The 23,997-nt window shown below is 72.9% G+C and carries 27 protein-coding genes; 12 read left to right on the forward strand and 15 right to left on the reverse strand.

Going from position 1 to position 23,997, the window contains the following annotated elements; translation table 11 throughout:
• Positions 1-102: 102 nt before the first annotated feature.
• A complete protein-coding gene (gene tyrS / locus ACIDOF_RS03070; RefSeq protein WP_409004059.1) occupies positions 103-1,371 on the forward strand; it encodes a tyrosine--tRNA ligase in 1,269 nt (422 codons plus the stop codon).
• A gap of 88 nt (positions 1,372-1,459) precedes the next feature.
• Here tyrS and ACIDOF_RS03075 read toward each other — a convergent pair whose 3' ends face one another.
• The gene (locus ACIDOF_RS03075; protein ID WP_409004468.1) at positions 1,460-1,732 is read right to left on the reverse strand and encodes a GlsB/YeaQ/YmgE family stress response membrane protein; all 273 of its coding nucleotides are present in this window, start codon (positions 1,730-1,732) and stop codon (positions 1,460-1,462) included.
• A 212-nt stretch (positions 1,733-1,944) separates the two neighbouring features.
• Between ACIDOF_RS03075 and ACIDOF_RS03080 the strand changes: the two genes are divergently transcribed.
• Entirely contained in the window at positions 1,945-2,388 is a 444-nt protein-coding gene (locus tag ACIDOF_RS03080) for a DUF3099 domain-containing protein (RefSeq protein ID WP_409004060.1), read from the forward strand.
• A 234-nt stretch (positions 2,389-2,622) separates the two neighbouring features.
• Entirely contained in the window at positions 2,623-2,886 is a 264-nt protein-coding gene (locus ACIDOF_RS03085; protein WP_409004061.1) for a hypothetical protein, read from the forward strand.
• 24 nt (positions 2,887-2,910) lie between these two features.
• Here the strand turns inward: ACIDOF_RS03085 and moaA are convergent, their stop codons facing one another.
• The 3 genes from moaA to ACIDOF_RS03100 all read right to left on the reverse strand — a co-directional run bounded on the left by moaA (position 2,911) and on the right by ACIDOF_RS03100 (position 6,064).
• The gene (gene moaA, locus ACIDOF_RS03090; protein ID WP_409004062.1) at positions 2,911-3,909 is read right to left on the reverse strand and encodes a GTP 3',8-cyclase MoaA; all 999 of its coding nucleotides are present in this window, start codon (positions 3,907-3,909) and stop codon (positions 2,911-2,913) included.
• 164 nt (positions 3,910-4,073) lie between these two features.
• The gene (locus tag ACIDOF_RS03095; protein ID WP_409004063.1) at positions 4,074-5,699 is read right to left on the reverse strand and encodes a cation acetate symporter; all 1,626 of its coding nucleotides are present in this window, start codon (positions 5,697-5,699) and stop codon (positions 4,074-4,076) included.
• Entirely contained in the window at positions 5,696-6,064 is a 369-nt protein-coding gene (locus ACIDOF_RS03100; protein ID WP_409004064.1) for a DUF485 domain-containing protein, read from the reverse strand. The genes ACIDOF_RS03095 and ACIDOF_RS03100 overlap by 4 nt, the downstream gene beginning before the upstream one ends.
• Before the next feature lie 329 nt (positions 6,065-6,393).
• On the opposite strand from ACIDOF_RS03100, the gene ACIDOF_RS03105 reads away from it, so the two are divergent.
• The 3 genes from ACIDOF_RS03105 to ACIDOF_RS03115 all read left to right on the forward strand — a co-directional run bounded on the left by ACIDOF_RS03105 (position 6,394) and on the right by ACIDOF_RS03115 (position 10,852).
• The gene (locus tag ACIDOF_RS03105; RefSeq protein WP_409004065.1) at positions 6,394-7,923 is read left to right on the forward strand and encodes a S8 family peptidase; all 1,530 of its coding nucleotides are present in this window, start codon (positions 6,394-6,396) and stop codon (positions 7,921-7,923) included.
• Between the two features lie 81 nt (positions 7,924-8,004).
• Positions 8,005-9,423, forward strand: coding sequence for a CoA transferase (locus ACIDOF_RS03110; RefSeq protein WP_409004066.1), 1,419 nt, complete (start codon positions 8,005-8,007; stop codon positions 9,421-9,423).
• 397 nt (positions 9,424-9,820) lie between these two features.
• Positions 9,821-10,852, forward strand: a complete 1,032-nt coding sequence (locus ACIDOF_RS03115; protein ID WP_409004469.1) for a CopD family protein — start codon at positions 9,821-9,823, stop codon at positions 10,850-10,852.
• 33 nt (positions 10,853-10,885) lie between these two features.
• On the opposite strand, the gene ACIDOF_RS03120 is transcribed toward ACIDOF_RS03115, so the two are convergent.
• The 6 genes from ACIDOF_RS03120 to ACIDOF_RS03145 all read right to left on the reverse strand — a co-directional run bounded on the left by ACIDOF_RS03120 (position 10,886) and on the right by ACIDOF_RS03145 (position 16,790).
• The gene (locus tag ACIDOF_RS03120) at positions 10,886-11,578 is read right to left on the reverse strand and encodes a lysoplasmalogenase family protein (protein ID WP_409004067.1); all 693 of its coding nucleotides are present in this window, start codon (positions 11,576-11,578) and stop codon (positions 10,886-10,888) included.
• On the reverse strand, positions 11,575-12,456 hold the full coding sequence (locus ACIDOF_RS03125) for a sterol desaturase family protein (protein WP_409004068.1): 882 nt from the start codon (positions 12,454-12,456) through the stop codon (positions 11,575-11,577). Before ACIDOF_RS03125 ends, ACIDOF_RS03120 begins: the two co-directional genes overlap by 4 nt.
• Positions 12,457-12,583: 127 nt before the next feature.
• Positions 12,584-13,816 carry an amidohydrolase family protein gene (locus ACIDOF_RS03130; RefSeq protein WP_409004069.1) on the reverse strand — a complete coding sequence of 411 codons (1,233 nt, stop codon included), beginning with the start codon at positions 13,814-13,816 and terminating at the stop codon, positions 12,584-12,586.
• Positions 13,816-15,096, reverse strand: coding sequence for an amidohydrolase family protein (locus tag ACIDOF_RS03135; RefSeq protein ID WP_409004070.1), 1,281 nt, complete (start codon positions 15,094-15,096; stop codon positions 13,816-13,818). Before ACIDOF_RS03135 ends, ACIDOF_RS03130 begins: the two co-directional genes overlap by 1 nt.
• 12 nt (positions 15,097-15,108) lie before the next feature.
• Positions 15,109-15,993: an SDR family NAD(P)-dependent oxidoreductase gene (locus ACIDOF_RS03140; protein WP_409004071.1), complete on the reverse strand. Its 885-nt coding sequence runs from the start codon at positions 15,991-15,993 to the stop codon at positions 15,109-15,111.
• Positions 15,993-16,790: an acetoacetate decarboxylase family protein gene (locus ACIDOF_RS03145; protein WP_409004072.1), complete on the reverse strand. Its 798-nt coding sequence runs from the start codon at positions 16,788-16,790 to the stop codon at positions 15,993-15,995. The genes ACIDOF_RS03140 and ACIDOF_RS03145 overlap by 1 nt, the downstream gene beginning before the upstream one ends.
• A gap of 126 nt (positions 16,791-16,916) precedes the next feature.
• Between ACIDOF_RS03145 and ACIDOF_RS03150 the strand changes: the two genes are divergently transcribed.
• The 5 genes from ACIDOF_RS03150 to ACIDOF_RS03170 all read left to right on the forward strand — a co-directional run bounded on the left by ACIDOF_RS03150 (position 16,917) and on the right by ACIDOF_RS03170 (position 20,731).
• Positions 16,917-17,609, forward strand: a complete 693-nt coding sequence (locus ACIDOF_RS03150; protein WP_409004073.1) for a TetR/AcrR family transcriptional regulator — start codon at positions 16,917-16,919, stop codon at positions 17,607-17,609.
• 67 nt (positions 17,610-17,676) lie between these two features.
• A complete protein-coding gene (locus ACIDOF_RS03155; protein WP_409004074.1) occupies positions 17,677-18,639 on the forward strand; it encodes a DEDDh family exonuclease in 963 nt (320 codons plus the stop codon).
• Between the two features lie 126 nt (positions 18,640-18,765).
• Positions 18,766-18,999, forward strand: a complete 234-nt coding sequence (locus tag ACIDOF_RS03160; RefSeq protein ID WP_189821454.1) for a hypothetical protein — start codon at positions 18,766-18,768, stop codon at positions 18,997-18,999.
• Positions 19,000-19,075: 76 nt separating this feature from the next.
• Entirely contained in the window at positions 19,076-19,864 is a 789-nt protein-coding gene (locus tag ACIDOF_RS03165; RefSeq protein ID WP_409004075.1) for an SURF1 family protein, read from the forward strand.
• A gap of 111 nt (positions 19,865-19,975) precedes the next feature.
• Positions 19,976-20,731, forward strand: coding sequence for an SDR family oxidoreductase (locus ACIDOF_RS03170; protein ID WP_409004076.1), 756 nt, complete (start codon positions 19,976-19,978; stop codon positions 20,729-20,731).
• Positions 20,732-20,824: 93 nt separating this feature from the next.
• On the opposite strand, the gene amaP is transcribed toward ACIDOF_RS03170, so the two are convergent.
• The 5 genes from amaP to ACIDOF_RS03195 all read right to left on the reverse strand — a co-directional run bounded on the left by amaP (position 20,825) and on the right by ACIDOF_RS03195 (position 23,172).
• On the reverse strand, positions 20,825-21,403 hold the full coding sequence (amaP, locus tag ACIDOF_RS03175; protein WP_409004077.1) for an alkaline shock response membrane anchor protein AmaP: 579 nt from the start codon (positions 21,401-21,403) through the stop codon (positions 20,825-20,827).
• 3 nt (positions 21,404-21,406) lie between these two features.
• Entirely contained in the window at positions 21,407-22,084 is a 678-nt protein-coding gene (locus ACIDOF_RS03180; RefSeq protein WP_409004078.1) for a DUF6286 domain-containing protein, read from the reverse strand.
• On the reverse strand, positions 22,081-22,443 hold the full coding sequence (locus ACIDOF_RS03185) for a hypothetical protein (RefSeq protein WP_409004079.1): 363 nt from the start codon (positions 22,441-22,443) through the stop codon (positions 22,081-22,083). Before ACIDOF_RS03185 ends, ACIDOF_RS03180 begins: the two co-directional genes overlap by 4 nt.
• Positions 22,443-22,640 carry a hypothetical protein gene (locus tag ACIDOF_RS03190; RefSeq protein ID WP_409004080.1) on the reverse strand — a complete coding sequence of 66 codons (198 nt, stop codon included), beginning with the start codon at positions 22,638-22,640 and terminating at the stop codon, positions 22,443-22,445. The genes ACIDOF_RS03185 and ACIDOF_RS03190 overlap by 1 nt, the downstream gene beginning before the upstream one ends.
• A gap of 61 nt (positions 22,641-22,701) precedes the next feature.
• Complete coding sequence (locus tag ACIDOF_RS03195) at positions 22,702-23,172, reverse strand: Asp23/Gls24 family envelope stress response protein (RefSeq protein WP_409004081.1); 471 nt, start codon at positions 23,170-23,172, stop codon at positions 22,702-22,704.
• Between the two features lie 95 nt (positions 23,173-23,267).
• Here ACIDOF_RS03195 and ACIDOF_RS03200 point away from each other — a divergent pair, with 95 nt between their 5' ends.
• Positions 23,268-23,972 carry a nucleopolyhedrovirus P10 family protein gene (locus ACIDOF_RS03200; RefSeq protein ID WP_409004082.1) on the forward strand — a complete coding sequence of 235 codons (705 nt, stop codon included), beginning with the start codon at positions 23,268-23,270 and terminating at the stop codon, positions 23,970-23,972.
• Positions 23,973-23,997 lie beyond the last annotated feature (25 nt).

Consider the following 23,997-nt stretch of genomic DNA (forward strand, 5'->3'; position numbering starts at 1 on the left):
GCCACGGGCAGAATCCGGTTCGGGGCGGTCGTACGGCCCCCATAGACTGGGTCCAGCGGCCCACTCTGCGGCCGACCTTTCGTTTCGAGGAGACACGGGATCGTGACGGACATCGTCGACGAGCTTCAGTGGCGCGGACTTTTCGCGCAGTCCACTGACGAGGACGCACTGCGCAAGGCGCTCGCGGACGGCCCGATCACCTTCTATTGCGGCTTCGACCCGACCGCGCCGAGCCTGCACGTCGGCCACCTCGTGCAGGTCCTCACCATGCGCCGGCTGCAGCAGGCCGGGCACCGCCCGCTCGCCCTGGTCGGCGGCGCCACGGGCCAGATCGGCGACCCGAAGCCGACGGCGGAGCGCACGCTGAACTCCCCGGAGACGGTCGCGCTGTGGGTCGAGCGGGTGCGCTCGCAGATCCAGCCCTTCCTGGACTTCGAGGGCGAGAACGCGGCCACGATGGTCAACAACCTGGACTGGACGGGCGGCATGTCCGCCATCGAGTTCCTGCGGGACATCGGCAAGCACTTCCGGGTCAACAAGATGCTGACGAAGGACTCGGTGGCCCGCCGCCTGGAGTCCGACCAGGGCATCAGCTACACCGAGTTCAGCTACCAGCTCCTCCAGGGCATGGACTTCCTGGAGCTGTACCGCCGCTACGGCTGCGTGCTCCAGTCCGGCGGCTCCGACCAGTGGGGCAACCTGACGGCGGGCCTCGACCTGATCCACCGCCTGGAGCCGGGCGCCCAGGCGCACGCCCTGGCCACGCCGCTGATGACGAAGGCCGACGGCACCAAGTTCGGCAAGACGGAGGGCGGCGCGGTCTGGCTCGACCCCGAGATGACCACGCCGTACGCCTTCTACCAGTTCTGGCTGAACGTCGACGACCGCGACATCTCGACGTACATGCGCATCCTCAGCTTCAAGTCGCGGACCGAGCTGGAGGAGCTGGAGCAGGTCACGCAGGAGCGGCCGCAGGCACGCACCGCGCAGCGCGCGCTCGCGGAGGAGCTGACCACGCTGGTGCACGGCGCGGACCAGTGCGCCGCCGTGATCGCCGCGTCCAAGGCGCTCTTCGGCCAGGGCGAGCTCGGCGACCTCGACGAGGCCACGCTCAGCGCCGCGCTCTCCGAGCTGCCGCACGCCAAGGTGACCGAACTCGGCCCGGTCGTCGACCTGTTCGCCGAGGTCGGCCTGGTCGCCAGCAAGTCCGCCGCGCGCCGCACGGTCAAGGAGGGCGGTGCGTACGTGAACAACGTGAAGGTCGCCGCCGAGGACGCGGTCGTCGAGCGCGAGCAGCTGCTGCACGGCCGCTGGCTGGTGCTGCGCCGCGGCAAGAAGAACCTCGCGGCGGTCGAGTTCGTCGGCGCCTGAGCAGTCAGGCTTCGCCGGCGCCTGAGCCCGGCGGCGCACGACGAAGGGGCCGGTCCCGTGCGGACCGGCCCCTTTCGCGTACGGGAGATCAGGTGACCTGTTTGCCGCGCACCGACTTGTAGGCCATCTCGCCGAGGAAGACCAGGACCACCGCGGCCGCGACCTGCAGGGCGTGCCGGCCCCAGTCGATGCCCCGTGTCTCGGCGATGCCGAACGCCGCCGCCAGGGAGTTGCCGACGACGCCGCCGATGATGCCGAGCACGGTCGCCAGCCACAGCGGCATGTGCTGCTTGCCGGGAAGAATGGCCTTGGCGAGAAGCCCCAGCACGAATCCCACAATGATCGCCCACAACCAGCCCATGGTTGCCTCCTCGTACGGCTCGGTGAGCAGTTGGGACCAGTCTCGGGGCAAGCGGCATACCGCGCATTTCGGAGATCGTCGCGGGGCCCGTTCCGGGACCGTTCCCGCTGGTCGGTGGCGGGCCCCGGTCTCGTCGGCCGGAGGGGGCGGGCGTAACGTGGAGGGTGTTCGGACCGGGACGAGCCGGTACAACGGGCGGGGTGGTGGACGTCATGCGGAAACACAACAACGTCGAGGTGTTCCGGATCACCGGGGCCAGGCAGGGCCTCGCCGACGACGTCCGCGGCCGGCAGCGCCGCTATGTGATCTCGATGTCCGTGCGCACGCTGTCGGTGATCCTCGCGGCGGTGCTGTGGAACGTCGAGCGGCACGTCGCGATCGTCGCGCTCGTGCTCGGCCTGCTGCTCCCCTACATCGCGGTGGTCATCGCCAACGCCGGTCGGGAGAACGCTCCTTCGCTGCCGTCCACGTTCGTGCCCACCCCGTCCCGCCCCATGCTCGACGCCCCCTCGCACACCGACGCGCGCACCACCACGCACACCGGCTCGCCCGCCGACGAGCAGCGGCAGCCGGGCCCGGCAGACGCGGCGGACGCGGCCCGCTCGGAGGCGGAGAACGGCGGCGCCGCGCGGGAACGCGCCCGCGAGCAAGGCTGAGCCGAGCGACGGCCGAGCAACGGGTGGGACGTGAGTGACGGCGTGCGTCGAGACCGCGCGGCAAAGCTCAAATAAAGCTCAGATCAATCATGTTGTTCCGGTGCACCGCACCGGGTCCCCCATGACATACTTCCTACGCGCTCCGCATCCCCCGTCGGAGCGACAGACCGACGCCGGGCAGCTCCCCCCGTGGCTGCTCGGCGTCGCCTTTTCCCCGTTGTTTAGGGTTGGGGCGTGAATCTTCCCGGTCTCCCCGGCCTTCCCGGCACGCCTTCCGAGTCCCCCGCCACCCCGCAGTGCTCCGCAAAGGGCTGTCGCGCCGACGCGGTGTGGGTGCTCGCGTGGAACAACCCGAAGCTGCACACGCCCGAGCGCCGCAAGACCTGGCTCGCCTGCGAGGAGCACCGCGAGCACCTCTCCCAGTTCCTCGGCGTACGCGGATTCCTCAAGGACGTCGTACGCCTGGAGGACTGGGAGGAAGCGGCCGGAGCCGAATAGGACCGGGGGCGGGAGGCCGGGCGCTCAGCCGCCGATCGCGGACATCGGGCGGGCCGGCTGCAGGAACGACGGGTCGTCCAGGCCGGAGCCGGCCTTCTTGCCCCACATGGCCTGCTTCCAGATCCGGGCGATCGTCTCGTCCGAGCCGTCCTCGCCGTCCGTGCGGAGGGCGGCGCGCAGGTCGGTCTCCTCGGTGGCGAAGAGGCAGGTGCGGACCTGGCCGTCGGCGGTGAGGCGGGTGCGGTCGCAGGCGGCGCAGAAGGGGCGGGTCACGGAGGCGATCACGCCGACCGTGTGCGGGCCGCCGTCGACGATCCAGCGCTCGGCGGGGGCGGAGCCGCGCTCCTCCTGGCCCTCTTCGGTGAGCGTGAAGCGCGTTCGCAGCGACTCCAGGATGTCGCCCGCGGTGATCATGCCGTCGCGCTTCCAGCCGTGCTGGGCGTCGAGGGGCATCTGCTCGATGAAGCGGAGCTCGTAGTCGTTCTCCACGGCCCAGGCCAGCAGGTCCGGGGCCTCGTCGTCGTTGAGGCCCGGCATCAGGACCGAGTTGACCTTGACCGGGGTGAGGCCGGCGTCGCGGGCGGCGGCCATGCCCTCCAGGACGTCCCGGTGGCGGTCGCGGCGGGTCAGGGTCTTGAAGACGTCCGGCCTGAGCGTGTCCAGGGAGACGTTGACGCGGTCCAGGCCGGCGGCCTTGAGGGCCGTGGCCGTGCGCTTGAGGCCGATGCCGTTGGTGGTCAGGGACATCTTGGGGCGCGGCTGAAGGGCGGCGCAGCGCTCGACGATGCCGACGAGGCCGGGGCGGAGCAGGGGCTCGCCGCCGGTGAAGCGGACCTCGGTGATGCCGAGCTGGGTGACGGCGATGCGGATGAGGCGGACGATCTCGTCGTCGGTCAGCAGGTCCGGCTTGGCCAGCCACTGCAGGCCCTCTTCGGGCATGCAGTACGTACACCTCAGATTGCACCGGTCGGTCAGTGAGACCCGCAGGTCGGTGGCCACTCTGCCGAAGGTGTCGATGAGCACGTCGGCCCCCTCCCGTTCCGGTTCCGGTAGTCCCCGAGCCTACGTGACGGGGCCGACAAGAACACGGGGCCCGATCCCACGAGACGCGACACGGCCACGTCGTAGGGATCTACGACGTGGCCGTGCATCGGGCCGCCGCTACGGGCCCGGTGGGCGGTACGGGCTCAGTGGGCGCCGGTGCCGGTGAGGGAGCGGACCTCGAGCTCCGCGTACTTGCCCTCGTCCGGCTCCTCCTTGGAGAGGATCGTGCCGAGCCAGCCGAGCAGGAAGCCCAGCGGGATGGAGATCAGGCCCGGGTTCTCCAGCGGGAACCAGTGGAAGTCGACCTTCGGGAACATGGAGGTCTCCTTGCCCGAGACCACCGGCGAGAACAGCACGAGCAGCACGGACGAGGCGAGGCCGCCGTAGATCGACCAGAGCGCGCCCTGGGTGGTGAAGCGCTTCCAGAACAGGCTGTAGAGGATCGTCGGCAGGTTGGCCGAGGCGGCGACCGCGAAGGCGAGGGCGACGAGGCCGGCGACGTTGAGGTCGCGGGCCAGGGCGCCGAGGGCGATGGAGACGATGCCGATGAAGACCGTCGCCCAGCGGGCCGCGCGGACCTCCTCCTTCTCCGTGGCCTGGCCCTTGCGGATGACGTTGGCGTAGATGTCGTGCGCGAACGACGACGAGGACGCCAGGGTCAGTCCGGCGACCACCGCGAGGATGGTGGCGAACGCGACGGCCGAGATCACGGCGAGCAGGATCGCGCCGCCCGCCGAGTCGCCGCCGCCGCCGATCTCCAGGGCTGCGAGCGGTGCGGCCGTGTTGCCCGCCTTGTTGGAGGAGGTGATCTCCTCCGGCGAGAGCAGGGCCGCGGCGCCGAAGCCGAGGACGATCGTCATCAGGTAGAAGGCGCCGATGATGCCGATCGCCCAGTTCACGGACTTACGGGCGGCCTTCGCGGTGGGCACGGTGTAGAAGCGGATCAGGATGTGTGGCAGACCGGCGGTGCCGAGGACCAGGGCGATGCCGAGGGAGATGAAGTCCAGCTTCGAGGTCGGCGTGAGGCCGTACTTGAGGCCGGGCTCCAGGAACGCCGCGCCCTTGCCGCTGTTCTCGGCGGCCGAGCCCAGCAGGTCGGAGACGTTGAAGCCGAACTTCAGCAGGATCAGGAAGGTGATCAGGACGGTGCCGCCGATGAGCAGCACGGCCTTGACCATCTGCACCCAGGTGGTGCCCTTCATGCCGCCGATGGTGACGTACACGATCATCAGGACGCCGACGAGGGCGACGATGCCGATCTTGCCCGCGTCGGTGGTGATGCCGAGCAGCAGGGCGACGAGGACGCCGGCACCGGCCATCTGCGCGAGCAGGTAGAAGATCGAGACGACGATGGTGGAGGCGCCCGCGGCGGTGCGGACGGGACGCTGCCGCATCCGGTACGCGAGCACGTCGCCCATCGTGAACCGGCCCGAGTTGCGCAGTGGTTCGGCGACCAGGAGCAGCGCGACGAGCCAGGCGACGAGGAAGCCGATGGAGTAGAGGAAGCCGTCGTACCCGAACAGGGCGATGGCGCCCGCGATGCCGAGGAACGAGGCGGCGGACATGTAGTCGCCGGAGATGGCGAGGCCGTTCTGGAAGCCGGTGAACTGGCGGCCGCCCGCGTAGAAGTCGGCGGCGTCCTTGGTCTGCTTTCCGGCCCAGACGGTGATGACGAGGGTCGCGACGACGAAGAGGCCGAACAGCGTGATGATGAGCGGCTGGTGCTCGCTCACCTCGGACGACGCCGCGAGAACGACGTGCTGGCTCATGCTCCGGCCTCCATACGGGACTTGATCGCCTCGGCCTTGGGGTCGAGCTTGGCCGCGGCGTGCCGCGAGTACAGCCAGGCGATCGCGAACGTGCTGACGAACTGCAGGATCCCGAAGACGAGGGCGACGTTGATGTTGCCGAAGACCTTGGTGCCCATGAAGCCGCCCGCGTAGTTCGAGAGCAGCACGTACAGCAGGTACCAGGCGATGAACGCGATCGTCAGCGGGAAGGCGAAGGAACGGTGGGAACGGCGCAGTTCGCCGAACTCCGCACCCTTCTGCACCTCGACGAACGCCTCCGTCGTGGGCGTCGCCGGACTGTTCTCTGAACCGCCCTTCGACGGCGGTGGTGCATCGGTGGCCACGGATTCTCCTAGCGACACGGGTGCGTTGACGTCGGGCATGCGACCTCGCGGTGATCACTGTCGGGGTGGAACAAGTGAGCAGGATCACTCGGGCCGGATGGCGATGCTAGGCCCATCGACACGTGATCCAACAGGGGGTAGATGCTTGCGTCACCCAACCGCAACCGCACGGCGGCGCGCCTGTTGCTCTCCAACTCCCCATCTTTCTGCGGCAAGTCGTTGCCGGTCACGGACTCGCGGCGCTAGGTTCAGGCCTTGGCTTCGCGCCAAGTGACGCCCGGGCACGGCTGGTGTTCGGGCTTTTTGTTTACGGATGAAGTGGAGACCCCATGACTCATCTGCGCTCCAGACGCCGTCGCCTCCTCGCGCCGGTCGGTCTGGCCGTCGCACTCTCGACGGCGACGCTCGGGCTGCTCCCGGGCTCCGCCTCGGCGACGGCGTCCCAGGGCGAGCAGACCCAAGTGGCCGCGGACGCCCCGAAGTTGGCCTATGTGGTGAACACCAAGGCCGACAAGGACACGATCGCCTCGGTGAAGAAGGCGATAGCCGCGGCCGACGGCACCGTCGTCGTCACGTACGACCGCATAGGCGTCATCGTCGTGCACTCGGCGAACCCGGACTTCGGCAAGCAGATACGCAAGGCCCGCGGCGTGCAGTCCGCGGGCGCGACGCGTACGGCTCCGCTGTCGGCCGCCGGCACGACGGAGGAAGGCGCTCCGCAGTACGTGGAGGCGCCCGCGACCAGCACCAAGGCGGCGGCCTCGGACGCCGAGCCGATGGAAGCGGACCAGTGGGACCTGCGGGCGATCGGCGCCGACAAGGCGGCCGAGATCAACCCGGGCAGCGACAAGGTGACGGTCGGCGTCATCGACACCGGCGTGGACGACACCCACCCGGACCTCGCCCCCAACTTCTCGGCCTCGCAGTCCGCGAACTGCGTCGGCGGCAAGGCGGACACGTCGGAGGGCGCCTGGCGTCCGTACACCGCCGAGGACTACCACGGCACTCACGTGGCCGGTGAGATCGCGGCCGCGCGCAACGGCATCGGCGTCGCCGGTGTCGCGCCCGGCGTGAAGGTCGCGGGCATCAAGGTGAGCGACCCGGACAACGGCCTGTTCTACCCGGAGAGCGTCGTCTGCGCCTTCGTGTTCGCGGCCGACAAGGGCATCGAGATCACCAACAACAGCTACTACGTGGACCCGTGGCTGTACAACTGCATGGACGACCCGGACCAGAAGGCCATCGTCGACGCGGTCAACCGGGCCCAGCTGTACGCCCAGCGCAAGGGCACGCTGCACCTCGCCTCGGCCGGCAACTCCAACCACGACCTGGCCTCGGACGCCATCGTGGACGACTCGTCGCCGGACGACTCGACGCCGGTGGAGCGGACCATCGACCCGAGCGAGTGCTTCGACGTCCCGACGCAGCTGCCGGGCGTCGTGACGGTCTCCGCGACGGGCGTGAAGGACCTCAAGTCGTACTACTCCACGTACGGCGAGGGCGTGGTCGACGTTGCCGCGCCGGGCGGTGACAAGTACCAGATCCCGGACACCCCGGAGAAGAACGGCCGCATCCTGTCGACCATGCCGGAGGGCAAGTACGGCTGGCTGCAGGGCACGTCGATGGCGTCGCCGCACGCCGCCGGTGTGGCCGCGCTCCTGAAGTCCACCCACCCGGACGCGGGCCCGGTCGAGCTGCAGCGCCTCCTCAAGGTGCAGGCGGACAACCCGGGTTGCCCGACCGAGCCGTACGACCCGGACGGTGACGGCGACGTCGACGCCCAGTGCGAGGGCGGCGAGAAGGTGAACGGCTTCTACGGCTTCGGCATCGTGGACGCGCTGGACGCGGTCCGCAAGTAGCGGCTTCCGCACGCACGCGGGGTACGGGCCGTCCGGTCAACGGGCGGCCCGTTTCCGTGCGTTGTGTGCTGTGATGGGGCCATGTCCTGCGAGTCCTCCGCTCACGGTCCGCATCCCGCCGCTGTCGCCGAGGCCTGGTCCGCGCTCGGCGGGCGGCCGTCCCTGCTGTCGTCGGTCTCGTACGTACGGCGTGCCGGGGTGTTGCCGTCCCGGCTTCCGGTGCTCGACGCGGCGCGGGCGTGCGTCGCGGTGTGCTCCCTCGCGGCGGCCGAGTACGCGGCCGGGGGCGGGGCGGTGCCGCGCGTGCGGGTGGACGACGGGGCGGTGGCGACGGCGTTCGTCAGCGAGCGGCACCTGCGGGTGGCCGGCCGCGCCCCGGACACGTTCGCGCCGCTGTCCCGGTTCTGGCGCACGGCGGACGGCTGGGTGCGTACGCACGCCAACTACCCGCACCACAAGGCCGCGTTGCTGGACGCGCTCGGGCTGCACGCCGATGCGGTCGAGCAGGTCGAGCGGGCGCTCGCGGGACTGCGGGCGGACGAGGTGGAGGAGCGCGTGTACGCGGCGGGCGGCCTGGCCGTGGCGCTGCGTACGCGCGACCAGTGGGCCGCTCATGCGCAGGGCGCCGCGGTGGCGGCCGAGCCGTTGGTGCACCGGGAGGCCCTCGGGGGGCGGGCGGGGGCGGCACGCGCGCGTGGTGCGGGTTTCGGCGGCGGGACGGCGGCACGCGCGCGTGGTGGCGGTTTTCGGGTGCTCGATCTGACCCGGGTCATCGCGGGCCCGGTCGCGACCCGCACGCTCGGCCTGCTCGGCGCGGACGTGCTGCGGGTCGACGCGCCCGGTCTGCCCGAACTGCCGGACCAGCACGCCGACACGGGCTTCGGCAAGCGTTCGACGCTGCTCGACCTGGCGCGGCCGACGGACCGTACGACGTTCGACGAGCTGCTGGCCGAGGCGGACGTGGTGGTCACCGGGTACCGTCCCGGCGCCCTCGACCGGCTCGGCCTCGCACCGCAGGCGCTGGCGGAACGCCGTCCCGGCCTGGTCGTGGCGCAGCTGTCGGCGTGGGGCGCGGGCGGGCCGTGGGCGGGGCGGCGCGGGTTCGACAGCCTGGTCCAGGTGGCGACGGGCGTCGCGGACGCGGAACGCCTCGCTCCGTCGGATCCGCCGGGGGCGCTTCCCGCGCAGGCTCTCGACCACGGTACGGGCTATCTGCTGGCGGCGGCCGTGCTCCGCGCCCTCGCCGAGCCGACGCCCGAGGCCCGCCTCGTCCGCCTCTCCCTGGCCCGCACGGCCCACTGGCTCCTGCACCTCCCACCCGCCCCGGCGCCGAGCGGGACGCTCCTCCCGTACACCCCCGAGGCCCACCTGACGGAAACGCCCGGCCCTCTCGGCCTCCTCCGCCACGCGCTTCCCCCGATCACGTACGAAGGCGCCCCCACCAACTGGACCCGCCCGCCGGGCGTTTGGGGCTCTTCGGAGGCGCGCTGGGAGATCTGAGAGGGCCACCGTCCACGGTGGCTCCGCCCCCGGACCCCTGCTCCTCAAACGCCGGAGGGGCTCCTCGGGGCCGTCGTGCGACTTCCCCGCCGTGGTGGGGCTGTGCCCACCCGTTCCGCCCTGCGGAACGCCTGCCCACAGCGGGATGGGGGTAGAACCACGTGCCCCGACAGGGGCGCGGGGAACTGCGCGACCAGCCACGACGAAAGCCGCAGCCGAACGAACAGCGCCGAAGGCTTTCGGGAAGGGGCGGGGTGGGGAACCTGCACGCCTCGCCCCAACCCCGCAGCACCCGAAGGGGGACAGAGGGGCACAGGGGGCTCAGGGGGCACAGGACCCCCACCGGACCCGCGCGCTTGCCCAACCCCCCGGCACCGGTGACGATCACCCCGTGAGCATGTCCAGATCAGCCGTAGCCGCGCAGGACAGCCCCGGCCCGGACGCGCAGGCCCGGGCCGACCGGGCGCGGGCACGGCGCGCCCTCGCCGTACTCGTGCTCGTCGGCGCCGCCGCCCTCGTCCCCCTGCTCGGCCCCCCGCTCGCCCTCGACGGCACCGGCGAGGCGCGACCGCCCGGCGTCGGCGTCGTCACGTTGCTGCGGATCACGATGTTCGGCGCGCTGTGCGTGCTCGTCGGGGAGTCGGCGGCCGCGTGGCTGGCGCGGCGCGTTCCGGACGCGCCGGAGCGCACGGCGCGCAGCTGGGCGCTGGTCGCGGCCTTCGTCGGCGCCGCGTCCGCCGTCGGCCTCGCGCTGATCGTGGCGAACGGCAACCTCGTACCCACGTCGCTCGCCGAACTGCACCCCGGGAGCCTGTACGACACGACGGACGGGCGGCTCGCGCTGCTCGAGGTCAACGCCTTCGTCGCGGCCGGGTTCTGCGCCCAGTCGCGGCGTCCCGGCACCGCGACCGTGCCGCTCGCCGCGGCGATCGTCGCGGAGGCGCTGCGCGCGCACCCGGATCTCGGCCGGGAGGACGACCCGCTGCTCGGCAGCGCCCTCACCCTGGTCCACCTGACCTGCGCCGCGCTCTGGGCGGGCGGGCTGCTGCAGGTGCTGCGCACGATGCGGGCCTGGCGTGCGCGGCCCACGGCGGGGGCCGCGCTGCTCGGGCTGTACGCGCGCGTGGCGGCGGTTCTGTTCGCCGGGGTCACGGCGACCGGGATCTGCTCGACGCTCCGCAAGCTGCCCCTGGAGTCGGTGTTCACGACCGCCTACGGCCGGGTCCTGATCGCCAAGCTGCTGCTGGTCGTCGCCGTCGCCGCGCTGGCCGTGGCCGCCCGCGTCCGGCTGCGCCGCTCCCCCGACCCGTACGCGGCGATCGCGCCCGCGCGGGCCGAGGTCCTGGTGCTCGCGGTGGTCGTGGCGGTCTCGGCGCTGCTGACGGCCGTGCCCGCACCGGTGTGGTGGGAGCGCCCTCTCTGGGGCTGAGCCGAACCGTCCACCCCCCTGAACTCCCGTGCGTCAGGCGGCCGTACGGGCCTCCGGCTCCCGCTCGGCCTCCGGCGCGGGCCGGGCGGCGAGCACGCCCCGGGTCAGCAGGAACTGGGCCGCCGCGTACGTGAGCATGATCCAGAAGTCCGGCCGGGGCAATTGCGGCCACTCGGCGATCCCGGTGGCGATCAGGGTGTCGGACAGCAGGAACAGCGCCCCGCCGAGGCCCGCCGCGAGCCCCAGCCGGCCGGCCCGGAACGCCATCGCGGTGAGCAGCAGGCTGTACCCGGCGACCGGAATCCGCAGCTCCGCCGGCAGGTCGGCCCACAGCAGCGCGACCGTGCCGGCCAGCGCCGCCCCGTAGCCGAGGCCGAGCACCAAGGCGTACGGCCGTGCGGTCCCGTACCGCTGGAACAGCAGCAGGTAGCAGACGTGGCCGGCGGCGAAGGAGGCCATGCCGCCGAGGAAGGCGGGCTCGGCGTCCAGGAGCAGCAGCGCGTCGCCGCCGAGGCCGAAGAGCAGCGCGGCGACGAGCAGCGGCGGCACCCGGCCCGCGTCCGGCCCGGAAGCGGCGCGCCAGACGCACACCGCGTACGCGGCGAGCAGCGGCATCAGCAGCGGCTTGCACACCACGTGGCCCGGGGTAAAGCCGGCGAGCAGCGAGCCGAGGTCCCCGGCGAGGGCGAGCCCGAAGGCGGCGAGCAGCAGCCGTTCGCGGGTCACGCGGCGCCCTCCGCCACCGGCTTCTGCCGCTGCGCCTCGCCCTGCGGCGCGGGCGCCCAGCCGGGCCCGCGGAACACCCGCCCGGCCCGCTCGCGCCAACTCGCCGCCGCCTTCAGGTCCTTGGCGATGGAGACGTACTCGTGGGTGGCGACCTTGAGCGGGTTGTACGTGTCGATGTTCTTGGTGAGGCCGAAGACGGGGCGGTCGGTCTCGGGCACGAACGAGCCGAAGAGGCGGTCCCAGACGATGAGGATGCCGCCGAAGTTGCGGTCCAGGTAGCTGCCCTGGGAGGCGTGGTGGACGCGGTGGTGGGAGGGCGTGTTGAAGACGAACTCGATGGGGCGGGGCAGCTTTCCGATGCGCTCGGTGTGGATCCAGAACTGGTAGACGAGGTTCACGGACGAGCAGAAGGCGAGCGCCGCCGGGTGCACGCCGAGCGCGATCATCGGCAGGTAGAACGGCCACACGGTGAGCGTCGTCCAGGGCTGGCGCAGCGCGGTCGACAGGTTGAACTTGCGGCTGGAGTGGTGCACCACGTGGCAGGCCCACAGGATGCGGATGACGTGGTGGCCCCGGTGCGACCAGTAGTAGAAGAAGTCCTGCGCGAGCAGCATCAGGAGCACCGTCCACCACAGCACGGGCACCTTCAGCGGCGTGAGTTCGTACACCGCGGTGTAGACGGCGACGATGGGGATCTTCCACAGGAAGTCGAAGACGAGGCTGCCGAGCCCCATGCCGATGCTGGTGGCCGCGTCCTTGGTCTCGTAGCCGGCGGCCTCCTCGTCGGGATGCAGGCGGTAGCTGACGATCTCGACGACCGTGAGCAGCACGAACGCCGGTATGGACCAGAGCACGACATCGGGCAGGTTCGGGGACATGCGTGCACCGTAAGGGCGGTCGGGGCGCCCCGACTAGAGGCGGTTACCGACAAGTATTACTTCCGGTAAGGCGTTGTTCGCTGTCGCCCTTCCACACATCCCCTGCGCCGCGGCCGTGCTCGGCCCGTCACCACACCCGTACCGACCCCCCGCGGGCGAAGACCGGTGAAGTGGCGTCCGGGGGCGGGCTGTCGAGCGGCTCGGCCAGCTCCGCGACCGTCGGGCCGACCTTCGCGGCGAGCGCGTCCAGGCGGTCGAGGTCGAAGCCATAGACGCGGGCCGCGTTGCCGCCGACCATCGCCGCGACCTCTGCGGGCGGCAGCCCGGCGTAGGCGGCCCTGAGGCCCTCGCGGGTGTACGGGTACGTGCCCTCGTCGTGCGGGTAGTCGCTGCCCCACATGATCTTGTCGAGGCCGATCCGCGCGCGCAGCGGCACCTCGTGCGGGCGCATGAAGCTGGCCCCGACGTAGCAGTTCTCCGCCCACACCTGCGACGGCCCGGCGCCCATCGAACTCGCAAGCCCGGCACCGAACTTGGCCTCGGCCGTGCCCGCCCGCGCGGAGGCCGCGGCGAGCCGCCCGTGGTAGTAGTCCAGCATGTCGAGCACGCCGGGGATCCAGCCGGAGCCCTGCTCGGTGAGGACGAGCCGCAGGCCGGGGTGGCGGCGGAACGCGCCGCCGAAGATCAGGTGCCACAGCGCGCGGTGGGAGAACCACGTCGTCTCCACCATGAACACGGCCCGCGCGGCCGGTTCGTCGCCGAGCGGCGGCGAGGCCGAGCCCGCATGGTGGTTGACCGGCACGCCCAGCTCCGCGCAGACCGCCCAGATCGGGTCGTACGTCGCCGAGTGCAGCTCCGGCAGGCCCGAGCCGGGCGGCGTGCCGGGGAGCAGCAGGCCGCCGGTCAGGCCCGCGGCGTGGCAGCGGCGGATCTCGCGCACCGCCTGGTCCACGTCGTTCAGGAGGATCTGGAAGACGCCCGCCCGGCGGCCCGGCGCGGCCGCGCAGAAGTCGGCCAGCCACCGGTTGTGGGCGCGCAGCCCCGCCCAGCGCTGCTCGAACTCGGCGCGGCCGGGCGCCGGGGCCATCAGGGACGCGGACGGGAAGAACGGCGGGATGGTGTTGGGGAACACGACCTCCGCGACGATCCCGTCCGCCTCCAGCTCGGCGATCCGCCGCTCGGAGTTCCAGTTCCGGTCGGCGGTGTCGGCGAGCAGGTCCGCGTACGGATTGACGTACGTGGCCGCCCAGGCGTCGAAGGCGTCGTGGTGGGCGGAGTCCAAGTACGGCTTGTAGTCGAGGAGATCGGCGCCCGCGTGGCAGTCGGCGGAGATGACGGTGTAGCGGTCGTCGGGCCGCATCAGTTCACCCCCAGGGCCGGGAAGTCGTGGTCGGTGAGCCAGTGCCGGCCGACCTCGCGGGAGCGCGCCCAGGAGGCCTCGACGGCGCCCTGGTCCGGGTCCTGGCCGAGGTCGGCGGGGGTCGGGCCGATGCGGGCCGCTATGGGGGCGAGTTTCCCGGTGTCGAAGCCGAAGACCTCGGCGGCGGCCAGGCCCAGCATGCGGCGGGTCTCGGCGACCGGGATGTCGTGGAACGTCTTCCGCAGCCACGCGCGCGTGTCGGGCCAGGTGCCCTCGGGGTGCGGGAAGTCGGAGCCCCAGAGGATGTTGTCGACGCCGATCTCGTACCGCTGCGCGAGCTCGCGGCGCTTGGTGTTGGTGGCGCAGACGAACACCTGCCGGTCCAGGTACTCGTGCGGCGGCCGTTTCAGCTCGGCGAACGGGGAGAGCTTCTTGCCGCCGTGCGCGCCGAGGTAGAGCCGGTCCATGAACCACAGCAGGTTCGGCAGCCACCAGCAACCCGACTCCGCCACCCCGAACTTGAGGCCCGGGTGCCGTTCGAAGACGCCGGACCAGAGCAGGAACCACAGCGGCCGCGCGGGCCACCAGGTGACCTCGCTGACGTAGATGCCGAGGTGGTCGCCGTACTCGTGCCGGGGCGCGGCGCCGGAGTGCGTGACCAGCGGCATGCCGGTCTCGGCGGCGGCCGCCCACACCGGGTCGTAACGCCGGTCGTGGTAGGGCGCCTTGTCGACCCACATCGACGGGATCATCAGCGCGCCGAGCCCGGACTCCTTGGCCCGGTGCACCTCGGCCACGACCCGGTCCACCTCGCCGGTGACCGGCAACAGGGCGACGCCGCAGTGCCGTTCGGGGTGCGTGGACACGAACTCGGCGAGCCACCGGTTGTGCGCCTGCGCCCCGGCCATGCCGAGCTCGGGGTCCTGGTCGCCGGAGAGGCCGAGGCCGACGCCGAACGGTGCCGCGGTCCGGCTGTCGACGGCGTCCGCGTCGGGGAAGACGACCTCGGCGGCCACGCCGTCGCCGTCGAGCTCCTTGATGCGCTGCTCCGGGTCCCAACCGCCCTTCAGGCCCTGCTCGTTGTCGGCGAACCACCGGTCGGCGAAGGCCTCGTTGCGCACGCCGAGCCGCGTCATCTCCTCCCGGCGGCGCTCCCGCCCGGCCAGGAAGTCGTCGAAGTCGCGGTGGAAGCGGGAGTCGAGATACGGCCGGTACTCCTCGGTGGGCAGCCCGGCGTGGCAGTCGGAGGAGACGATCAGATACGGGTCCTGGGCGTTCATCGGCACTCCCCTTCAGTCCAGGATGAAGCGTTCGAGGTACGCGGGCTCCGCCCGGTCGAGCATGGACTGCGAGCGGGCCCGGATCTGCCGGTCGCTGTGCTCGCTCCGAGGGAGCAGCCAGAACCGGCCCTCTCTGATGCCGTCCGCGACGAAGTCCGCGACCTCCTCCACGGGCGTGAACCGCACCTCCTGCCCGGCCGCCCGCATCGCCGCCTCCCACTGGTCGAGGCTGCGGTACGGGGTGCGGCGCGGGCGCTGCTTCGCGTACCGCTCGGGCCGGTTGCGGTGGGACTCCCACAGGCCGGTGCGCAGCATGTGCGGTCCGGGGAAGAGCACGGACGCCCCCACGCGCGCGTGCTCGGCCTTCAGGTGCGCGTACAGCGACTCGGTGAGCGTGACGACGGCGGCCTTGGTGACGGCGTACACGGACGCGGTCGGCAGCGGGGCGATCCCGCCGTCCCCCGACGAGGTGTTGACGACATGGCCCGGTTCGCCGCCGGCCAGCATCCGCGGCAGAAAGGCCTGGACGCCGTGGAACACGCCCCACACGTTGACGGCGAACGCCCACTTCCAGTCGTTCGGCTCGTGCTCCCACATCCGGCCCTCGGCGCCCGACCCGACCCCGGCGTTGTTGCACAGCACGTGCACGGCGCCGTAGGTGTCGTACGCCGCGTCCGCGAGTTCCGTTACCGAGTCACGTTCGGAAACGTCCACCACGCGCGCGTGCACGTCGGCGCCGGTGGCGCGCAGTTCGGCGGCGGCCTTGTCCAGGGCCGCCGTCTCCACGTCGGCGAGGACCACCTTCAGGCCGTCGGCGGCGAACCTGCGGGCCAGCGCCAGGCCGATACCGCTCGCGGCGCCGGTGACGACGGCGACCTGTCCGGGCTGCAGCTCCATCAGACGCTCCCCTCCGGCGGCCCGTCGCTGATCTGCCGCGGGTCGTCGTACCGCTGGTGGATGTACGGCAACAGGGCCTCGGCGGGGACCCGTTCGGCGACCCGGCCGCGCTGGTCGGTGGTCTTCTCGCCGAGGGTCAGCTCGACCAGGGACAGCACCGGGAGGTCCGCCACCGGGTCGTACATCGACTCCCGCAGCACCACGTCCCCGGTGACCCGGTGCAGCCGCCGCACCCTCTCCTCGCGTACGCAGTGCACGAGCGCCGCGTCGTCCTCCAGGCCCGAACCGTCCACCGCGGGAAGGAACTTGAAGTAGAAGTCGGTCCGCCGGGCCGGCTCCGGCGGCGGCAGCTCCTCGCCGACCGCGCCGCGCACCTCCACGAACGCGATCCCGTGCCGCGCGAGCGCCGCCCGTACGACGAGTCCGTCGCGCTCGACCGTCACCTCGCCCAGCTTCTTCGGCTCGCCGAACACCTCACGGCCGCCGGTCAGGGCCCGTTCGTGGGTCATCGGCATCACCAGCGGGTACCAGCCGGAGACGCCGCCGTGCTCCGCGGCGACCGCGACCGAGCCCGCGCCGAGCGGATAGCCCGGCAGGTCGACCTTGCTGACGGTGGCCCGCACCAGGGGCCGGCCGGTGGGTTTCAGCGGCGGCGGGAGGACCGCGGCGACCGCGTCCGGGTCGGTCTCCCACAGGGCGACGACTCCCGTGGACCAGATGTCGGGGAGTCTCGCGCTCGCCTCGCGCGCCGCCCGGATCTCCGCCTCGGAGCGCGCGCCGTACCGGATCCGTGCCATTGCCGTACCGCCCTTCGCAGTCGTGCGGGTGCCTGCCTCGACGTACTCTCCCGGGGGTCTGTAACACAGTTACACCGTGCGCGATGAAGGGTAAAGAGGCGTGCGGGCAACGGAGTTGGGGGTCAGGTGTCAGGCAGATCAGGTCCCGTGCGGCCGTCGCTGACCCGCGAGCAGGTGCTCGCGGCGGCCGCCGCGCTGGTCAGGCAGCAGGGGCCCGGCGCCCTCACGATGCGCAAGCTGGCCGCCGAGCTCGGCACGGCGGTCACGTCCATCTACTGGCACGTCGGCAATCGCGAGTCCCTCCTCGACGCCCTCGTCGAGCGGACCGTCGCGGAGCTCGGCGCGCTCACCCCGCGCGGCCGCACCCCGTCCGCGCGCCTGGTCTCCGTGGCCCGCGCGCTGCGCCGGCGGCTGCTCGACCACCCGCACCTGATCGCGATGGTGCACGAACGCGGCCTCACCGAGCGGATGTTCCAGCCCGCCGCCCGCGCCCTGGTGCACGAGGTGCACGCGGCGGGCCTGCGCGGTGCCCCGGCCGCGGAGGCGGTGCGCGCGGTCCTCTTCCACACCGTCGGCTTCGTCCTGGTCGAGCGGAACCGCGCCCGCGCGCCCGTGCAGCGGCCCGGCGAGCAGGAGCTGTGGGACGTGCCGGCGGCCGAGCACGACCCGGCGCTCGCCCGCGCCCTGGCCCGCGGCCCGCAGCCGGAGAGGCTGTTCGCGGCCTCGGTCCGGGCGCTGGTCGACGGCCTCCTCGCAAGCGCGCCGGGCGCTCCGGAGACCGGCCCCGACGTGGACTCCCTTACGTCCGGCGGGAGTTGACGGAGGCGCTCGCGGGCGGCGGACCGCGTGTCCGCGCTGTCAGTGCCGGGCCGTATCCTCAGGGACCATGCTCGAAGACCGCACGACAGCAGCGCCATGGCCGGCCGCGTACCCGTCGGGGTACGCGGTCGTCGACGTGGAGACCACCGGCCTCGCCAGGGACGACCGGATAGTGTCGGCTGCCGTCTACCAGCTCGACGCCCACGGCGACGTCGAGGACCACTGGTACACGCTGGTCAACCCGGAGCGCGACCCGGGCCCCGTCTGGATCCACGGCCTGACGAGTGACGTCCTCGAAGGCGCCCCGCTCTTCCCTCAGATCGCCGAGGAGTTCTCCGCCCGCCTCGAAGGCCGCGTCCTCGTCGCGCACAACGCCGTCTTCGACTGGTCGATGATCGCCCGGGAGTACGCGCGGGCGCGCCTCACCGCCCCGGTCCGCCAGCGCCTGTGCACGATCGCGCTCGCCAAGGAGCTGCGCCTGCCGCTGCCCAACCACAAGCTGGAGTCGCTCGCCGCGCACTTCGGCGTCGTGCAGCAGCGCGCCCACCACGCCCTGGACGACGCGCGGGTGCTCGCCGAGGCGTTCCGGCCGAGCCTGCACGCGGCCGCGGGGGACGGAGTGCGGCTCCCGCTCCTGGAGTGCCGCCCCCTGACCGAGTGGCAGGACTCCCCCGCCACGCCGCACATCGGCCGCCAGAGTTCGTACCGACCGGGCGGCTGGCGCCCCAACCGCAAGCGCCCGGCGTGCCCGTACCCGAACCCGGGGCGGTACGAAGAGGGCAAACCACTCAAGCAGGGCATGCGGGTGGCGTTCTCCGGCGACACGTCGGTCGAGCGCGAACTCCTGGAGGACCGCGCCGTCGAGGCCGGGCTGCACGTCGCGACGAGCGTGTCCCGCCTCACCAGCCTCCTCGTCACCAACGACCCGGACGCGGGCACGTCGAAGGTCGTCAAGGCCAAGTCGTACGGGACGCCGGTGCTCGACGAGGCCGCCTTCGGGCAGCTGCTGCGGGACGTCGAGCCCGCCTGAACCGCCGCGGCCCGAGCCCACGGACCGTCAGACGGGTGAGCGGCGGGGCCGCGACCGAGTGATTGTCGGCGCCCCGCCCCGCACGCCTGACGCGCCCGCGCGGACCCGCGTCCCACCCTGTGGCGCATGGCACGTTGCGAGGTCTGCGGAAACGACTACGGCATGTCCTTCGAGGTGCACGCGCAGGGCGCGGTGCACGTCTTCGACTGCTTCTCCTGCGCCATCCACCGCATGGCGCCGATCTGCGAGCACTGCCGGTGCCGGATCATCGGCCAGGGCGTCGAGGTCGAGGGGCACTGGTACTGCGGGGCGCACTGCTCCCGCGCCGAGGGGAAGGTGGGCATCGTCGACAAGGTGTGAACAGCGAGCAGGTGCTCCGGCCCCCGACGGGACCCCACCCGTCGGGGGCCGTCACGTGCGGGGTACCGTCGACGTCGTGTACCGCTTCCTGTTGTCCCGGCAGTGGGTTCTGACCACCCTCCTCGCCCTCGTCCTCATCCCCGTGATGGTCGAGCTGGGCTTCTGGCAGCTGCACCGGCACGAGCACCGCGTCGCGCAGAACGCGCTGATCGCCGGCAACCTGGCGGCCGACCCCACGCCCGTCGAGGACCTCACGTCCCCGGGCCACACCGTCCCGCGCAAGGACTACTGGCGGCAGGTCAGCGCCACCGGCACCTTCGACACCGAGCACGAGGTCGTCGTCCGCCGCCGCACCAACGCCGACGACAAGGTCGGCTTCCACGTACTGACGCCGCTCGAACTGCGCGACGGCAAGGTGCTGCTCGTCAACCGGGGCTGGGTGCCCGCGGCCGCCGACGAGAAGACGTTCCCGAAGGTGCCCGCGCCGCCCGCCGGTGAGGTCACCGTCGTCGGCCGGCTGATGGCCGACGAGACGACGAGCGGCAGCGGCATCAAGGACCTGAAGGGCCTGCCGCCACGCCAGACCATGCTGATCGACAGCAAGGAGCAGGCGAAGGCGCTGGGCGCGCAGGTCCTCGGCGGGTACGTCGAACTGGCCACGCCCGAGCCGAAGAACGGCTCCCCCGAGCTGATCGGCTCCCCCGACCACGACTCGATCGGGCCGCACATGGCGTACGCGGTCCAGTGGTGGCTGTTCGCCGCGGGCGTCCCCGTCGGCTGGTGGGTCATGGTCCGCCGCGAACGCCGGGACCGGGAGAGCGCGGAGCGGGACGCGGCGGCCGAGGACGTGCCCGCGCCCGCGTGACCGCTCCCGCCGCGTGACCGTTTCCCGCGACGGCTCCCGTCCGACGCCCCCGTGTGACCGCTTCGTGGACCGGCCTCGCCCCCGCCCCCGGGCACCCGGCAGGATAGGGCCATGGATCTTGGACTGAAGGACCGTGTCTACGTAGTCACCGGCGCCACCCGCGGCCTCGGCCACGCCACCGCGCAGGCCCTGGTCGCCGACGGCGCGAAGGTCGTCGTCACCGGCCGGGAGGAGAAGTCGGTCGCCGAGGCCGCGGCGGCGCTCGGCGAGAACGCGGTGGGCGTCGCCGCGGACAACGCCGACCCGGCCGCCGCCGCCCGCCTGATCGCCACCGCCCGCGAGCGGTTCGGGCGCTTCGACGGCGTGCTCGTCAGCGTCGGCGGCCCCGCCCCCGGCAGCGCCGCGAGCAACACCGACGAGCAGTGGCAGTCGGCCTTCGAGTCGGTGTTCCTCGGCGCGGTCCGCCTCGCCCGCACGGCCGCGGCGGAGCTCTCCGAGGGCGGCGTGATCGGGTTCGTGCTCTCCGGTTCGGTGTACGAGCCGATCGCCGGCCTGACCATCTCCAACGGCCTGCGCCCCGGCCTCGCCGGCTTCGCCAAGTCCCTCGCGGACGAGGTCGGCCCGCGCGGCATCCGCATCGTCGGCGTCCTGCCGGGGCGGATCGCCACGGACCGGATGAAGCAGCTCGACGGCCTCGCCCCCGACCCGGAGGCGGCCCGCGCCGCGAACGAGTCGAAGATCCCCCTCGGCCGCTACGGCACCCCCGAGGAGTTCGGCCGCACCGCCGCGTTCCTCCTCTCCCCGGCGGCGTCGTACGTCACGGGCGTGATGGTTCCGGTGGACGGGGGTGCGCTGCGGGGGTTCTGAACCCCGCTCGTTCGTCTGCCGCGCCGTCGGGGCTGGTCGCGCCCCGCGGCGAAGCCGCTGATGTCACAGCCCCGCGCCCCTTCGGGGCACGCCTCAACTGACCCGCCGCGCCCGGTGTTTGACCGCCCGCATGCGGACCTCCGCCGGGAGGTGGTCGAGGCCGGCCGACGTACGGGCGCCGTGCAGGGAGTCCGCCGTCAGCAGATGCAGCGCCGCCGCCGGCTCCGCGTACGGCGTGAGCAGCATCCGCACCCGGGCCTGCGGGGTCGTGCGGCGGCCGGTGAGGCGTACGCGGACCTGCTCCACCCCGTCGAGCACCTCCGTCTCCCGGGCGAGGACGTCCTCGAGGGCGCGACCGCGCAGCAGCGCGCCCTCCCCGTCCCCGCTGTCGACGAGCACCTCCGCGAGCCGCCCGCGCCGCGTCTGCGCGACCAGCCACCACAGCGCGAGCAGCACGAGCACGGCGAGCACCGCGATCACGACCGGCCAGAACCACGCCTCGTCCCGCCACCTGGTCCGGTCCGCGTCGCTGAGCAGCACGTCGTCCCGCCCGTCGTACACCCACCAGGACGGCATCGGCGCCCCCAGCCCCGTGGCCAGGACCGTGCCGCCGAGCAGCAGCAGGACCAGGCCCGTCAGGGCGAGCAGGACGCGGTTGACGGTCCGCAGCATGGTTCAGCCCCGCTTTCCCGGCCGCTCGACGCGCACCTTCAGGCTCGGCGCGCGGGACAGTCCGAGCGCGGCGATGCCGTCGCCGAGCGCGGTGTCCAAGTCGGCCCGTACGTCGTCGAGTTCACGGAAGTGCGCGACCGCCCGTACGTCGACCTTCGCGCGCCGCACCCGGACCCGCACCGAGCGGACGCCGGGCACCTCCATGGCGCGGTCGCGCAGCACGAGCGCGGCGGCCTCCGCGTCGAGCCAGGCGCGGACGTCCTCGTGGCCGCTGTTCATCGCGAGCGTCGAACGGTGGCCGGGCGTGAGGGCGAGCACCAGCAGCCACAGGCCGAGCAACGCCGCCACGCCCGCCCCGGCCAGCACCCACACGTCGTCGAGGGGCCGCTCCGCGAGCTGCTCGCCGAGCACACGCCGCCAGCGCATGGCGGGCCGGTCGGCGCGCACCGCGGCCACGTCGTACAGCAGCAGCCCGGCCGCGCCGAGCCCGAGCAGGCCGACCAGGACGGCGGGCAGCCTGCGCGCAGACCACCTCCGCCGGTGCTCGCCGCCCTCGGGCGGGGTGAGGACCGGGGTGTACGCGGCGGCGGAGGCGGACTGGTCGAGCCCGCCGGGGCCCTGCTTCTCCAGGGTGGGCAGCCGCCGGGTGCCGTCGGCCGGTTCGTCGTCGGGCTCGCTCACCGTGTCCTCCCCTGCGCCGCGGCCCGGGCGCGCGCCGAGTGCAACCGCTCCACCTGGACGCTCACCTCGGGCACGTGCATTCCCGCCAACTCCTCTACCCGCCTGGTGACTTGACGACGCACGGCGCCGCACTGGCCGCCGATGTCGCAGGGGTGGTCGAGTTCGAGGCTGATCCGGATGCGGGCGCTGCTCCGTCCGCCGCCGCGGTGCACGGTGACGGTCGCGCTGGGCGCGGCGCCGTCCTCCGGTACGCCGCCGCGCAGCGCCTCGCGGGCGGCGCGGGCGGCGATCTTCGCGACGACCCGGTCGGCGATCCGGGTCGCCCCGCGCTCGCCCGGCTCGATCGCCGCGACCGTCATCAGCGCCGCCGCTCGCCGCGCGCCTCGCCCCGGCCGCGGAACAGGTCGCCGGGCTCCAGGTCACCGTCGGCGAACCGGCCCACGAGGAAGCCGACGGCCCCGAGGGCGGCCACCAGCAGAAAGGCGCCGAAGCCGCCGAAGTACGCGGCGAAGCCGAGTCCCATGCCGGCCAGCAGGCCGACCAACGCCAAGCTCATCGCACACTCCTCGTAGCCCGCACCGGGCCGTCGGTCTCGGCGCTCATCGGAGTCCGGGTGTTCATTGGATCCGGGTCTCCTGCTCGTCCTCTTCCTCGTCGGGCAGCTTCACGTCGCCGACGGCGATGTTGACCTCCACGACCTCGAGGCCCGTCATCCGCTCGACGGCGGCGATCACGTTCTCCCGTACGCCGCGGGCCACATCGGCGATGGCCACGCCGTACTCGACGACGATGTCCAGGTCAAGCGCCGTCTGCACCTCGCCGACCTCGGCCTTCACGCCGCGGGTGACGGCCTTGGCGCCGCCGGGCACCTTGTCCCGGACGGCGCCGAAGGTACGGGAGATTCCGGTGCCCATGGCGTGCACGCCGGGCACTTCGCGGGCGGCGAGCCCGGCGATCTTCTCGACGACGCCGTCGGCGATGGTGGTCCGTCCGCGGCTGCCCGGGTCACCTCCGCCTCGTCTGGACTGGGCTCCGCTCTCCGTCGCCCGTACGGCCCCCGGCCTGCCTCGCTCTTCGGTGTCGGTCATCGCTCGGTCCCAATCGAAGGGGGTGTTGCGCTCCTTTTGCCCACATTAAGTGCGGTTGGCCGACTCCGCGCCAGGGGATGCGGCAGGCTGGTGCAATGACGGCTGACCGGTCGACGGACGACAAGGCACACCTGGCCGCCGCGCAGGCGCGCGCGGTGCGCGAGCAGCTACGGCTCGGGCGGCTGCTGCCGCTCGGCGGCCCGGCGGACGGCGCGTGGATCGCGGAACGCGCGGCCGCCCAGCTCCTCCGCCCGGCCGCGGCGGGCATCGCGGGCGTACGGGTGGACGGGCTGCGGCTCGCGCTCGCCGCGCCGGACGAGGCGGCCGATCCGGTGGTCCCGGCCCCGCCGAGCGCGCTGCCGCCGGGGCCGCTGCGGATCGAGGTCGAGCTGGCGGTGACGGCCGACGAGCCGCTGCCGTCGACGGCGGCGCGGGTGCGGGCGGCGCTGTCGACGGCGGCTGCGGGGCGGATCGGCCTGGTGGTGGCGGAGGTCGACGTCCGCATCACGGAACTCCTCGACGCCCCGCCTTCCCGGCCTGCCCCGGAGCCCGCCCCGCCTGCTGAACTCCCGCCCACGGAGGACCCGATCACGGCGGCGGTACGAGCGGTGCCGGGGGTGACGGCCGTACGAGCGCTCCGGGAGGCCCGCCTCCCCGCACCCCACGTCAGGCTGGAACTCACGGTGTCGCCCGACCACCGCACCCTGGACACGACCCAGGCAGCCCGGACGGCGGCCCGAGCAGCGGCTCCGCCGGAGGAACGGCCGACGGTCGCGGTGGTCGTGACGGGCGCCGACTAGGCGCGCCTTTCGACTTCGGCTGCCC

The organism is Streptomyces sp. Da 82-17 (assembly GCF_046098215.1).
GTDB lineage: Bacteria > Actinomycetota > Actinomycetes > Streptomycetales > Streptomycetaceae > Streptomyces.

Coding starts and splice junctions, on each gene's coding strand:
- ACIDOF_RS03075 (WP_409004468.1), bottom strand. CDS start 1,732: ATGGGCTGGTTGTGGGCGATCATTGTGGGATTCGTGCTGGGGCTTCTC.
- ACIDOF_RS03080 (WP_409004060.1), top strand. CDS start 1,945: ATGCGGAAACACAACAACGTCGAGGTGTTCCGGATCACCGGGGCCAGG.
- ACIDOF_RS03095 (WP_409004063.1), bottom strand. CDS start 5,699: ATGAGCCAGCACGTCGTTCTCGCGGCGTCGTCCGAGGTGAGCGAGCAC.
- ACIDOF_RS03105 (WP_409004065.1), top strand. CDS start 6,394: ATGACTCATCTGCGCTCCAGACGCCGTCGCCTCCTCGCGCCGGTCGGT.
- ACIDOF_RS03110 (WP_409004066.1), top strand. CDS start 8,005: ATGTCCTGCGAGTCCTCCGCTCACGGTCCGCATCCCGCCGCTGTCGCC.
- ACIDOF_RS03115 (WP_409004469.1), top strand. CDS start 9,821: ATGTCCAGATCAGCCGTAGCCGCGCAGGACAGCCCCGGCCCGGACGCG.
- ACIDOF_RS03125 (WP_409004068.1), bottom strand. CDS start 12,456: ATGTCCCCGAACCTGCCCGATGTCGTGCTCTGGTCCATACCGGCGTTC.
- ACIDOF_RS03130 (WP_409004069.1), bottom strand. CDS start 13,816: ATGCGGCCCGACGACCGCTACACCGTCATCTCCGCCGACTGCCACGCG.
- ACIDOF_RS03135 (WP_409004070.1), bottom strand. CDS start 15,096: ATGAACGCCCAGGACCCGTATCTGATCGTCTCCTCCGACTGCCACGCC.
- ACIDOF_RS03140 (WP_409004071.1), bottom strand. CDS start 15,993: ATGGAGCTGCAGCCCGGACAGGTCGCCGTCGTCACCGGCGCCGCGAGC.
- ACIDOF_RS03145 (WP_409004072.1), bottom strand. CDS start 16,790: ATGGCACGGATCCGGTACGGCGCGCGCTCCGAGGCGGAGATCCGGGCG.
- ACIDOF_RS03155 (WP_409004074.1), top strand. CDS start 17,677: ATGCTCGAAGACCGCACGACAGCAGCGCCATGGCCGGCCGCGTACCCG.
- ACIDOF_RS03160 (WP_189821454.1), top strand. CDS start 18,766: ATGGCACGTTGCGAGGTCTGCGGAAACGACTACGGCATGTCCTTCGAG.
- ACIDOF_RS03170 (WP_409004076.1), top strand. CDS start 19,976: ATGGATCTTGGACTGAAGGACCGTGTCTACGTAGTCACCGGCGCCACC.
- amaP (WP_409004077.1), bottom strand. CDS start 21,403: ATGCTGCGGACCGTCAACCGCGTCCTGCTCGCCCTGACGGGCCTGGTC.
- ACIDOF_RS03185 (WP_409004079.1), bottom strand. CDS start 22,443: ATGACGGTCGCGGCGATCGAGCCGGGCGAGCGCGGGGCGACCCGGATC.
- ACIDOF_RS03190 (WP_409004080.1), bottom strand. CDS start 22,640: ATGAGCTTGGCGTTGGTCGGCCTGCTGGCCGGCATGGGACTCGGCTTC.
- ACIDOF_RS03195 (WP_409004081.1), bottom strand. CDS start 23,172: ATGACCGACACCGAAGAGCGAGGCAGGCCGGGGGCCGTACGGGCGACG.
- ACIDOF_RS03200 (WP_409004082.1), top strand. CDS start 23,268: ATGACGGCTGACCGGTCGACGGACGACAAGGCACACCTGGCCGCCGCG.